The sequence below is a fragment of the Methylobacterium frigidaeris genome, from assembly GCF_022179185.1.
In the GTDB taxonomy this organism is placed as follows: Bacteria; Pseudomonadota; Alphaproteobacteria; order Rhizobiales; family Beijerinckiaceae; genus Methylobacterium; species Methylobacterium frigidaeris.
This window is the reverse complement of sequence record NZ_BPQJ01000089.1, coordinates 1-11,646: the sequence shown is the minus strand read 5'-3', so window position 1 is coordinate 11,646 and position 11,646 is coordinate 1. Positions and strand designations below refer to the sequence as shown.

The 11,646-nt window shown below is 71.1% G+C and carries 9 protein-coding genes; 8 read left to right on the top strand and 1 reads right to left on the bottom strand.

What is annotated here, in order from left to right; genetic code table 11:
- Window positions 1–200: 200 nt before the first annotated feature.
- A complete protein-coding gene (locus tag MFF64_RS35765) occupies window positions 201–902 on the bottom strand; it encodes an IclR family transcriptional regulator (RefSeq protein ID WP_099900626.1) in 702 nt (233 codons plus the stop codon).
- A gap of 206 nt (window positions 903–1,108) precedes the next feature.
- Between MFF64_RS35765 and MFF64_RS35760 the strand changes: the two genes are divergently transcribed.
- From MFF64_RS35760 to MFF64_RS35725, 8 genes are all read left to right on the top strand, one after another.
- Window positions 1,109–2,443, top strand: coding sequence for an MFS transporter (locus tag MFF64_RS35760; RefSeq protein ID WP_099903007.1), 1,335 nt, complete (start codon window positions 1,109–1,111; stop codon window positions 2,441–2,443).
- Window positions 2,444–2,447: 4 nt separating this feature from the next.
- On the top strand, window positions 2,448–5,516 hold the full coding sequence (gene ydiJ / locus MFF64_RS35755; RefSeq protein ID WP_238193772.1) for a D-2-hydroxyglutarate dehydrogenase YdiJ: 3,069 nt from the start codon (window positions 2,448–2,450) through the stop codon (window positions 5,514–5,516).
- 23 nt (window positions 5,517–5,539) lie between these two features.
- Window positions 5,540–6,454, top strand: coding sequence for a DUF1932 domain-containing protein (locus MFF64_RS35750; protein WP_099904735.1), 915 nt, complete (start codon window positions 5,540–5,542; stop codon window positions 6,452–6,454).
- Window positions 6,455–6,599: 145 nt separating this feature from the next.
- The gene (locus MFF64_RS35745; RefSeq protein WP_099904737.1) at window positions 6,600–7,274 is read left to right on the top strand and encodes an RraA family protein; all 675 of its coding nucleotides are present in this window, start codon (window positions 6,600–6,602) and stop codon (window positions 7,272–7,274) included.
- A gap of 92 nt (window positions 7,275–7,366) precedes the next feature.
- Window positions 7,367–8,641, top strand: coding sequence for an MFS transporter (locus MFF64_RS35740; protein ID WP_099904740.1), 1,275 nt, complete (start codon window positions 7,367–7,369; stop codon window positions 8,639–8,641).
- Between the two features lie 33 nt (window positions 8,642–8,674).
- On the top strand, window positions 8,675–9,592 hold the full coding sequence (locus MFF64_RS35735; RefSeq protein ID WP_238193771.1) for an SMP-30/gluconolactonase/LRE family protein: 918 nt from the start codon (window positions 8,675–8,677) through the stop codon (window positions 9,590–9,592).
- 8 nt (window positions 9,593–9,600) lie between these two features.
- Entirely contained in the window at window positions 9,601–10,533 is a 933-nt protein-coding gene (locus MFF64_RS35730) for an amidohydrolase family protein (RefSeq protein WP_099902489.1), read from the top strand.
- A 35-nt stretch (window positions 10,534–10,568) separates the two neighbouring features.
- Window positions 10,569–11,528 carry an amidohydrolase family protein gene (locus MFF64_RS35725; RefSeq protein WP_099902487.1) on the top strand — a complete coding sequence of 320 codons (960 nt, stop codon included), beginning with the start codon at window positions 10,569–10,571 and terminating at the stop codon, window positions 11,526–11,528.
- Window positions 11,529–11,646 lie beyond the last annotated feature (118 nt).

The following is an 11,646-nucleotide window of genomic DNA, read 5'->3' as shown; positions in this document are numbered from 1 at the left end:
CTCCTCAGATCGGTGCAAGCTTAGCAGATCGGGGCGTTTTCACACAGCCTCGATCGAAAGCAGTCCCTCGAACGGTCAAGCTGATTGGGTTTTGACCCGAGGGGGACGCCCCAGCTTGCTGAGACTCGTGGGACCAGGCTCGTCATGACGGCCATCGACGACTCGCCCGATCACCGTGCCGTCGGGCCTCGCAATGCTCGTCACACCTGCGCTCCCAGCTCGGCCGACAGGCGCTCGGCGGCCTCCCGCAGCCGCGGCGCGAGGGTGTCGGCCTGCTCGGCGGTGAGGCGCGAGGACGGGCCGGACAGCGCGAGGGCTCCGATCAGCCTGCCTCCGGCGCCGAAGACCGGCATCGCCAGGGATGCGACGTGCGGGTCGGTGATGCCCGAGGTGTAGAGCGGAAGCTCCGGCGCCGCCTGCCGGGCCGACCGGTCGCCGAAGGTCGCCAGCACCTGGGCGATCGCCGACTGGTCCATCGGCCGCATGTCGCCCGGCCGCACGTTCATGCGCAACGGGTAGGGCGAATCGGCCCGGAACAGGCAGAGCCGCTGGTTGCCCCGGCGGATGTAGAACGACGCCGTCTCCAGGGATTCTGCGGCGAGGCGCTCCAGCACCGGGACCACCCGCTCCTCCAGCGCGAAGGATTGCTGGTAGACCGAGCCGATCCGCGCCGCCTCGACGCCCAGGCGATAGCGCCCGTCGTCCAGCCGCTCGATCAGGCCGAACTTCTCGAGCGAGATGCACAGCCGCATGATGGTGCTCTTCACGAGCTCCGTGCGCCGGGCCAGCTCCGTCAGTTCGAGCGCGTCGTCGCCGCGCTGGAACGCGGTCAGGACGGTCAGCACCCGCTCCGCCGAGGCGACGCCTTCGAGCTTGGGTCTCGGTCGGGCCTCTTTCGGCATTCGCGTCACGCTCGCTCACGGTTCCGGTGGTGCAGGTGCCTCCCTTAGCGGCGGCGCGCGTCACCGCCAAACCGCCAGGACGGTGGACCGGGGCGGTGATCTCCCGCCCCTGCGGCATTCGCGCAGGAGGCTCCGCGCTTGACCCGCCCGGCCGACGCATCTAGTGAAAATGAAACGCCGTTGCAAAAATTCAGGGAGCAAGCGCCATGACGCGGACAGGGCCGGGGCAGCCGGCATTCGCATCACCGGCCTCGGTCGACGAGGCAGCCCTCCATCGCAAGATGATGTGGCGCATCCTGCCGTTCCTGTTCGTATGCTACGTGGTCAGCTACCTCGACCGCGTGAATGTCGGCTTCGCCGCTCTGACGATGAACAAGGATATCGGCCTCTCGGCGACCGCGTTCGGCGTCGGCGCCGGCCTGTTCTTCTTCGGCTACTTCATTGCCGAGATCCCCAGCAACCTGATCATGATGCGCGTCGGGGCCCGGCTGTGGATCGCCCGGATCATGATCACCTGGGGCCTGGTCTCGGCGGCGACCGCCTTCGTCACCGGCCCGGTGCAGTTCGGCATCGCGCGCTTCCTGCTCGGCCTCGGCGAGGCCGGGTTCGTGCCGGGCGTCTTCCTGTATCTCAGCCTGTGGTTCCCCTCCGCGGTGCGGGCGCGGGCGACCGCCCTGTTCCTGCTCGGCATCCCGGTCGCGAACATCATCGGCTCGCCGATCTCCGGTGCGTTGATCCAGCTCGAGGGGTTCGGCCTCAAGGGCTGGCAGTGGCTCCTGATCCTCGAGGCGCTGCCGGCGGTGGCCCTCGGCATCGCCTGCCTGTTCGTCCTGACCGACCGGCCCGAGAGGGCGGCATGGCTGTCGGCGCCCGAGCGCGACGCGCTCGTCGCCCGGCTCGCGGCGGAGAAGGCGGCGATCGAGCAGAAGCACAAGATGACGCTCGCCCAGGCCCTGCGGAACTGGCGCGTGCTGATGCTCGCCTGCATCAACTTCTGCGCCATTGTCGGCTCGCTCGGCATCGGCCTGTGGCTGCCGCAGATCATCAAGCAGCTCGGCCTCGCCACCTCCCTCGTCGGGGTGGTGACGGCGATCCCCTACATCTGCGGCGCGGTCGCGATGGTGGTGTGGGGCCGGATGTCGGATCGCGGCAGCGACCGGACGATCTACCCGGCGATCTCGCTCTTCGTCGGCGCGGCCGCCCTGCTCGCGAGCGCCTTCACCCCGTCGCCACTCCTCACCATCGCGGCGCTCTGCGTCGCCGTCATGGGCATCAACTCCTTCGTCGCCACCTTCTGGGCGGTGCCGTCGGGCTTCCTCACCGGCCGCGCGGCCGCCGGCGGGATCGCCATGATCGTCTCGATCGGCAATCTCGGCGGCTTCGCCGGGCCGTACATGATCGGCCTGGTGCGCGATCTCTCGGGCGGATTCACCGCGCCCCTCGTCGCGGTGGGCCTCTGCCTGCTGGTCGGGGCCGTCCTGATGCTCGCCTTCGGCCGGCGCGTGCGCCGCGCCGACCTCCCGGCCGCGCTCCCGGCCTGACGTCATGATCCCGCGCCTGCTTCCTGAGCCCGAGACGGCGTCGCTCCACGCGGCCTTCTGCGCCGAGCTGCGGGCGCGGGGTTTCTCCGGCGACCTGTCCCTGGCGCCGGCCGACCGCACCGTGCTGGGGACCGACAACTCGATCTACCAGCTCACGCCGCAGGCCGTCGCCTTCCCGCGCGAGCGCGACGACCTCGTGCGGATCGCCACGCTGCTGGCGGAGGAGCGCTTCGCGGAAATCCGGATCGCGCCCCGCGGCGGCGGCACCGGGACCAACGGCCAGTCCCTCACCGACGGGCTCGTGGTCGACCTGTCGCGGCACATGAACCGCGTCCTGGCGATCGATCCCGTCGCCCGCACGGTCCGGGTCGAGGCCGGGGTGGTCAAGGACCAGCTCAACGCGGCGCTCAAACCTCACGGGCTGTTCTTCGCCCCCGAGCTCTCGACCTCGAACCGCGCCACGATCGGCGGGATGATCTCGACCGACGCCTGCGGCCAGGGCTCCTGCCTCTATGGCAAGACCCGCGACCACGTGCTGGCGCTGACCACGATCCTCTCCGACGGCACGGTCTGGCATTCCGAGCCCCTCGACGCGGCCGGGCTCGCGGCGGCGAAAGTCCGGCCCGGCCGGGCCGGCGCCATCCACCGGGCGGTCGACCGGCTCCAGCGCGAGAACGCCGCGCTCATCGCCGAGCGCTTCCCGGCCCTCAACCGCTGCCTCACCGGCTACGACCTCGCCCATCTCCGGCGCGCCGACGGGCGGTTCGACCTCAACGCGATCCTGTGCGGCTCGGAAGGCACCCTGGGTCTCATCGCGGAAGCGACCCTCGCCGTCCTGCCGCTGCCGAGCCACGCGGTCCTGGTCGTCCTGCGCTACGCCAGCTTCGACGCGGCCTTGCGTGACGCGCGGGCACTCGTCGCCTTCGGGGCGGCGTCGATCGAGACGGTCGATTCGAAGGTCCTGTCCCTCGCCCAGGGCGATCCCGTCTGGGAGGGCGTCGCCGCCTTCTTCCCCGAGGATGCGGACGGGCGGGCGCGGGGCGTCAACCTCGTCGAGTTCGTCGGCGACTCGGAGGACGAGGTTGCAGCGGCGCTCGGCCGACTCACCGCGTCCCTGGACGCAGCCGGGCCGGAGGCCGGGCGGCGGGGCTACACGATCGCGCGGGGCGAGGCCGAGATCGACCGGATCTGGACCATGCGCAAGAAGGCGGTCGGGCTCCTCGGCAACCAGAAGGGCGAGGCGCGGCCGATCGCCTTCGTCGAGGACACCGCCGTCCCGCCCGAAAACCTCGCCGACTTCATCGCCGAGTTCCGGGGCGCCCTCGACCGGCGCGGCCTCGATTACGGCATGTTCGGCCACGTCGATGCCGGCGTGCTCCACGTGCGTCCGGCGATCGACATGAAGGCGCCGGGGGCGGAAGCCCTGGTGCGCGCGGTCACCGAGGACGTCGTCGCGCTGACGCAGAAATATGGCGGGCTCCTCTGGGGCGAGCACGGCAAGGGCGTGCGCTCCGAGTTCTCGCCCCGGTTCTTCGGCCCGCTCTACCCGGTGCTCCAGGCGGTGAAGGCCGCCTTCGACCCGAGGAACCAGTTCAACCCGGGCAAGATCGCCGCCCCCGAGGGCGGCACGCTCCTGACGGTCGACGGCGTGCCGACCAAGGGCGGCCGCGACCGCGTGATCCCGGCCGAGATGCGGGCCGCCTACGACGAGGCGCTGCACTGCAACGGCAACGGCGCCTGCTTCAGCTGGGATCCGGACGAGGCGATGTGCCCGTCCTGGAAGGGCACGCGGGAGCGCCGGCACTCGCCGAAGGGCCGCGCCCAGCTGATGCGCGAGTGGCTGCGCCGGCTCGCCGCGCAAGGCTGCGACCCGCTGGCGGAGGCGCGGGCCTCGCGGGCCCGTCCGGGCTGGCTCAGCCTTCCGGCCCGCCTCGCCGCGACCCTGCGCCGGCGGGACGACGACTTTTCCCACGCCGTGCACGAGGCGATGGCGGGCTGCCTCGCCTGCAAGTCGTGCACCGGACAATGCCCGATCAAGGTCGACGTCCCGACCTTCCGGGCGAAGTTCCTCGAACTCTATCACGGCCGCTACCTGCGGCCCCTGCGCCACCACGTCGTCGCGGCCTTGGAGCCGCTGGCGCCCCGGCTCGCCAAGGCGCCGCGGATCGTCAATGCCGCGACGAGGCTCGGGGCGGGGAGGGCGGTCGGGCTCGTCCACGCGCCGACCTTGTCCGGGATCGATCTCGGGCGGGAGATGGCGCGGCGCGGCGTGGCATTGGCCGATGCGGACGCGCTGGCGCGGCTCTCCCCCGCCGAGCGGCTGGCGAGCGTGATCGTAGTGCAGGACGCCTTCACCAGCCACTACGACACGCCGGTACTCCTCGCGCTCCTCGACCTGCTGATCGGTCTCGGGATCCGGCCCTGGCTCGCACCCTACCGCCCGAACGGCAAGCCGCTGCACGTCCACGGCTTCCTCGGCCCGTTCGAGCGGGTCGCCGCCCGGAACGCCGAGGAGCTGGGCCGTCTCGCCGCGACCGGAACCGCCCTCATCGGCCTCGATCCGTCGATGACGCTGACCTACCGTTCGGAATACCGGCAGGCCCTGCCGGGGCGCGACCTGCCGCGGGTCCGGCTCGTTCAGGAATGGCTCTCTGACGTCTGGTTCGCCGGGCGCCCCGACGGCGGCGCGGCTGCGTCCGAGGGCGAGCCCTATTGGCTGCTGCCGCACTGCACCGAGCGGGCGACGGCGCAGCCGGCCCTGGCTGCCTGGACCAGCGTCTTCCAGGCCGTCGGCCTGAGCCTCGCGGTGCTGCCCTCCGGGTGCTGCGGCATGGCCGGCACCTACGGCCACGAGGCCGAGAACCGGGCGACCTCCGAGCGCATCTACGGCCTCAGCTGGGCAAAGCCCGTGGCGGAGAAGGGCCGGACCGGCCGCCTCCTCGCCGACGGCTACTCGTGCCGCTCGCAGGCCAGGATCATCGACGGCGTGCGGCTGCCGCACCCGGTCGAGATCCTGCGCGACCACCTCACCACGACGAAACCCGCGCCCCGCCTCATCGAGGCGGCGCACTGACCCCGACATCACAGGAGCCCATCATGGCAGAGCGCACGCAGTTCCGGTTCGGTCTCGTCGGCTACGGCGAGATCGGCAGCACTCTCGGGGCCGGCCTTCGCGGCGCCGGCCTCGAGAGCATCGCCTGCTACGACAAGTACGCCTTCGACGGCCCTTACGCCGACCTGATCCAGTCCCGGGCGCGGGAGGCCGGGGTCACCCTGGTGCGCTCGAACGCGGACCTCGCCGAGGCCGCCGACCTGATCGTCAGCGTGACGCCCGGCGCTGCCTCCCTCGAGAGCGCCGACGCCTTCGCACCGGTCCTGACGGGTCGCCACACCTTCGTCGATTTCGCCTCGGCCACCCCGAAGGTGAAGCAGGGCGTCGCCGAGCGGCTGTCGGCCACCGGCGCGCTCCTCGGCGACGGCGCGATCGAGGGCACGCCGCTCCACGGCTACTCCATGCGGATGCTGTCGAGCGGTCCGGCCGGGGAGCGCGTCCGCGACCTGCTGGTGCCCTGGGGCATGCAGATCGCGTTCATGGGCCCGGCGCTCGGCACGGCGTCCGGCATCAAGATCCTGCGCTCGGTCCTCATCAAGGGCATCGAGGCGCTGCACGACGAGATGCTGCTCGCCGCCCGTCAGTACGGCATCGACGAGGTCGTGCTCGCCTCCGCCTCGAAGACCCTGGCGCGGCCCTGGATGGACACGGTGCAGAGCCTGACCCCGTCCGGCGTCATCCACGCCAAGCGTCGGGCCGAGGAGCTGGAGATGTCGGCCGAGGCGGTCGCCGATTCCGGCGTCGAGCCGATCATGGCCCGGGCCATCGCCCAGCGCCTGCGCTGGAAGGAGAGCCTCGGCCTCAAGGACCACTTCAAGGGCATCGTGCCCGCCACCTACCAGGAGGCGCTGGACGCCATGTCCGAGAAGGCAGGGCTTAAGGCGAAGACGCAGTCCTGATCCGCGACCGTCCAGGGACCGTTCTCAGCCAGGGGAACTCACACCCTCCATCGTCATTCCGGAGCCCCGAAGCAGAGCCCGGAATGACGCGGTGGATGTCGAATCCGTCGAGCGAAGCAAGCACTCTCAACTCCGGAACATTCCCATGCCCATCGGCTTCAAGATCCATCCCCGCACCCGCACGGTCGACGCCGCGACGGTCGAGCGGTTCAAGGCCATCGCGGTCGCCAACATCAGCGACTCGATGAGCCGCATGGTCCATGGCGGGCCGCGCCTGCGCCCGCTGCACGCCGGCGGTGTGCTCTGCGGCGTCGCCCTCACGGTCCGGACGCGGCCCGGCGACAACCTGATGATCCACGCCGCCCTCAACCGCGCCAAGCCGGGCGACGTCCTCGTGGTCGATGCCGGGGGCGACCTCACCAACGCGCTGATGGGCGAGCTGATGCTGGCCCACGCTCAGGCGATCGGCGTCGCCGGCGTGATCCTGAACGGCGCCGTGCGCGATTCCGGCTGGATCCGCACCAATGCGCTGCCGGTCTACGCCGCCGGCATCACCCATCGCGGTCCCTACAAGGACGGGCCGGGCGAGATGAACGTGCCGATCGCCCTCGACGGGATGGTGATCGCGCCTGGCGACCTCGTTGTGGGCGACGACGACGGCGTCGTCTGCGTGCCCTTCGACCAGGTCGAGGAGGTCTACGCCGCCGCGAACGCCAAGCAGCAGGGCGAGGCCAAGACCATGGCGGCGATCAAGGCCGGCACCGTCGACCGCTCCTGGGTCGAGCGCGCCCTTGAGAAGGCCGGCTGCGAAGGCCGCTGAGCTCGCCCGGACGACAACGACAAGGGAGGACGACCGTGAACGCCACCGGAGACACCCCGCAGACCCTTGAGGCCGAAATCGAGGCCAGCACCATGCGCCGGGTGATCCTCCGGCTCGTGCCGTTCCTGATGGTCTGCTACTTCTTCGCCCTGCTCGACCGGGTGAATGTGGGCTTCGCCGCCCTGCAGATGAACCACGACCTCGGGCTGACGCCGGCGATGTTCGGCTTCGCCGCGAGCCTGTTCTTCGTCTCGTACTTCCTCGTCGAGGTGCCGAGCAACCTGGCGCTGCAGCGCATCGGCGCCCGGCGCTGGATCGCCCGGATCATGATCACCTGGGGCCTGATCACCATGGCGATGGCCCTGGTGACCGGGCCTTACTCGCTCTACGCCATGCGCTTCATCCTGGGCGCGGCCGAGGCCGGGTTCTTCCCCGGCGCGATCCTCTATCTCACCTACTGGCTGCCGAGCCGGTACCGGGCGCGGGTGCTCGCCACCTTCACGGTCTCGATTCCGCTGGCGACCTTTCTCGGCTCGCCGCTCTCGGTCGCGCTGCTCGAGCTCGACGGCCTGTTCGGGCTCCGGGGCTGGCAGTGGCTGTTCGTGCTGGAGGGCATGCCGACCGTGCTCCTCGGCGTCGCCTGCCTGTTCGTGCTCACCGACAAGCCGAAGGACGCCGCCTGGCTCGCTCCCGCGCAGCGCGACTGGCTGGTCGGTCGACTCGCCGCGGAAGCCGCGGGCAAGACGCCGGTCGGCCACATCTCCCTGTGGGGGCTCGCGCGCAACAAGTACTTCCTCACCATGGCGCTGGTCTGCGCCGGGGCCTCGGCCACCGGCAGCACGCTGTCGGTGTGGCAGCCGCAGATCATCAAGTCGTTCGGGCTCACCAACCTTCAGACCGGCTTCGTCAACTCGGTGCCCTACGGCGTCGCCACGGTGCTGATGATCCTGTGGGGCCGCCACTCGGACCGCCGGGCCGAGCGCACCTGGCACACCGCGATCCCGCTGCTGCTCGCCGGCATCGGCCTCGCCGTCCTCAACCTCGCGGCCGGCATCACGATGACGATCGTGGCGGTCACCTTCGCGCTCGTCGGTGCCTACGCCTTCAAGGGGCCGTTCTGGGCGCTGTCGGCGGGCTGGCTCTCGGCCGGGACGCTCGCGGCGGGGCTCGCCGGCATCAACGCGATCGCCAACCTGATCGGCGGCGGCCTGATGGTGAACATCGTCGGCCTGGTGAAGACGGCGACCGGCAGCTTCGCCCTCGGCCTGCTCCCGGTGGCGCTCCTCGACGTCGCCGCCGCCGTTTGCGTGCTGGTGATCAGCCGCTCCCACGCCCGCGCCGTGCAGGCGCAGGCGGTGGCGGCCTGACCGCGCGATCGCCAACCCCGTCGGAGGCTCCCGATGTTCTTCGCTCCCCCGCCGGCCGTGACGGCCGAGATCTTCACCCGCCTGCCGGACCGCTACCGCACGCCCAAGCCCAGCGCCTGGGCCAATGCCAACCGCGGCGGCGAGGCGATCGATTCCTTCCTGGAGGGGCCGGTCTTCGACCGGCAGGGCCGGCTCTACGTCACCGACATTCCGCACGGCCGGATCTTCCGGATCACGCCGGACGGGAGCTGGGACCTGGTCGCCGAGTATGATGGCTGGCCGAACGGGCTGAAGATCCACCGCGACGGGCGGATCTTCATCACCTGCTACAAGCACGGGATCATGCTGCTCGATCCCGATGAAGGGACGGTGACGCCGTTCCTGGAGACTGCCGGCTCGGAGGGGTTCCGGGGCGTCAACGACCTCACCTTCGCGGGAAACGGCGACCTCTACTTCACCGACCAGGGCCAGACCGGCCTGCAGGACCCGACCGGGCGCGTCTACCGCCTGCGGCCCTCCGGCGAGCTGACTTGCCTGATCGACACCGTGCCGAGTCCGAACGGCATCGTGGTCGACACCGCGACGAAGAACCTGTTCGTCGCGGTGACCCGGGCGCAGCAGATCTGGCGCATCCCGCTCGGCACCAGCGGGCTGGTGTCGAAGGTCGGGGTGTTCGCGCAGCTCCATGGCGGGATGGGCGGACCCGATGGCATCGCGCTCGACGAGGAGGGCTGCCTGATCGTCGCCCATACGGGTTTCGGCTCGATCTGGCGGCTGTCGCCGGTGGCCGAGCCGCTGCTGCGGGTGAAGTCCCCCGCCGGCCTATCGACCACCAACGTCGCCTATGGCGGGCCCGATCGGAGGACCTTGTTCATCACCGAATCGGCCACCGGCAGCATCCTGACGGTGCCGATGCCGGCTCCGGGCCAAGCCCTCTTCTCGCACGCGTGAGGACACCCATGACCGAGATGACGCGGCGCGGCCACCTCGCGCTCCTGGCGGGCGGACTCGGCCTCGGTGCCACCGGCCCTGCGGCGGCGCAGGCCGTGCGCTGGTCAGGCGGCACGGAGCGGCCCCGGATCCAGGTCCCGGCGAACGCCACGGACTGCCACCACCACATCTACGATGCCCGCTTCCCGCCGGCGCCGGCCGCGACCCTGCGGCCGCCGGATGCCAGCGTCGAGGACTACCGGGCCCTGCAGCGCCGGCTCGGCCTCACCCGCAACGTCGTGGTGCAGCCCTCGACCTACGGCACCGACAACCGGCTGCTCCTCGAGGCGCTCAAGGCCTTCGGGCCGAGCGCCCGCGGCGTCGCGATGCTCGATGCGAGCGTCATCCCCGACGAGCTGCGCCGCCTCGACAAGGCCGGCATCCGCGGCGTGCGCTTCGGCACGCGCTTGCCCGGCGGCGCCCCGATCACCGATCTGGAGCCGGTCGCCCGCAAGATCGCCGATCTCGGCTGGCACATCCAGCTCGTCTCCGAGGGCGACAGGATCGTCGAGCTGCGCGAGGTGCTGGCGCGCCTGCCGGTTCCCGTGGTGTTCGACCATATGGGCCACCTGCCCGAACCGGCCGGGCCCGACCATCCGGCCTTCCGGGTGATCGGGGACCTGATCGCGACCCGCGGCGCCTGGGTGAAGCTCACCGGCGCCTACATCCTGTCGAAGTCCGGCCCGCCGGCCTATTCCGATCGTGGCCGGCTCGCCCGCGCCTACGTCGCGCTCGCGCCCGAGCGGCTGGTCTGGGGCTCCGACTGGCCGCACCCGACCGCACCGGCCGACGCCAAGCCCGACGACGCCGGCCTCCTCGACCTCCTGGCGGACTGGGCGCCCGATCCGGCCGTACAGGCCAAGATCCTCGTCTCGAACCCGGCCTGCCTCTACGGCTTCTGAGCGCGGCCTCATCATCGACATCGGGAGGACATCGCTTGAGCACCTTCGACCTGTCGCGGCGCGATATTCTGCGGGCGGCCGCGATCGGCGCTGCCGCTGCCACGGGGCTGCCGGGCCATCCCGCGGTCGCGCAAGGCGCCGTCCCGTTCTCCACTGGCACCGAGCCGCCGAAGACCGAGGTACCGCCGAACGCCTGCGACTCGCACATCCACATCTTCTCGACGCGCTTCCCTGCCTCGCCGCACTGGAAAGGCCAGCCGGTCGTCGACAGCGACGTCGTGGCCTATCGCCTGTTCCAGAAGCGGATCGGGACGAGCCGCACGGTCGTCGTCACCCCATCGACCTACGGCATCGACAACCGCGCCACCCTCGACGGGGTGGCGCAGCTCGGCGCCTTGGCCCGCGCCGTCGTGGTCGTCGACCTCGACGTGACGGAGGCCGAGCTGAAGGCGATGGCTGCCCAGGGCGCGGTCGGCATCCGGGTGAATTTCGTGACGCCGCAATCCTGGGGCGCCACCAATGCGGAGCGTCTGGAGGCGATGGCCCGGAAGGTCCAGCCCCTCGGCTGGCACGTCCAGGTCTACATGACCGGCGACCAGATCGCCGACCTCGCCGACGTACTGGCGCGCCTGCCGACCCCGCTCGTCCTCGACCACCTCGCCCGCCTCCTGCCCGGGCAGGGGCTGAACCATCGCGCCGTCCCGGTCGTCCGGAAGCTGCTCGACGGTGGTCGGACCTGGATGAAGCTGTCGGGCGCCTACCTCAACACCACGAGCGGCCCGCCGGGCTACGCGGACGCGACCGAGGTCGCCAGGCTCTTCGCGAAGGCGGCGCCGGAGCGCATGGTCTGGGGCAGCGACTGGCCTCACCGTGGCGAGAAGCACATGCCGGACGATGCCGGCCTGTTCGACCTACTGGCCGAGTGGGCCCCGAGCGAAGCCGCGCGGCGGCGCATCCTCGTCGATAACCCGGCAATGCTCTACGGCTTTCGCTGAGCTTGAGCGGAGTGTGGGGGCCAAGGCCCCCGTTTCGGGAGGCGAGGGGGCCTGAACGCAACGAAGCCCGCCAGGCGTGAAGCCTGGCGGGCTTTGTCGTGAGTGTCGTGATGAGGGA

Coding starts and splice junctions, on each gene's coding strand:
- MFF64_RS35765 (WP_099900626.1), bottom strand. CDS start 902: ATGCCGAAAGAGGCCCGACCGAGACCCAAGCTCGAAGGCGTCGCCTCG.
- MFF64_RS35760 (WP_099903007.1), top strand. CDS start 1,109: ATGACGCGGACAGGGCCGGGGCAGCCGGCATTCGCATCACCGGCCTCG.
- ydiJ (WP_238193772.1), top strand. CDS start 2,448: ATGATCCCGCGCCTGCTTCCTGAGCCCGAGACGGCGTCGCTCCACGCG.
- MFF64_RS35750 (WP_099904735.1), top strand. CDS start 5,540: ATGGCAGAGCGCACGCAGTTCCGGTTCGGTCTCGTCGGCTACGGCGAG.
- MFF64_RS35745 (WP_099904737.1), top strand. CDS start 6,600: ATGCCCATCGGCTTCAAGATCCATCCCCGCACCCGCACGGTCGACGCC.
- MFF64_RS35740 (WP_099904740.1), top strand. CDS start 7,367: ATGCGCCGGGTGATCCTCCGGCTCGTGCCGTTCCTGATGGTCTGCTAC.
- MFF64_RS35735 (WP_238193771.1), top strand. CDS start 8,675: ATGTTCTTCGCTCCCCCGCCGGCCGTGACGGCCGAGATCTTCACCCGC.
- MFF64_RS35730 (WP_099902489.1), top strand. CDS start 9,601: ATGACCGAGATGACGCGGCGCGGCCACCTCGCGCTCCTGGCGGGCGGA.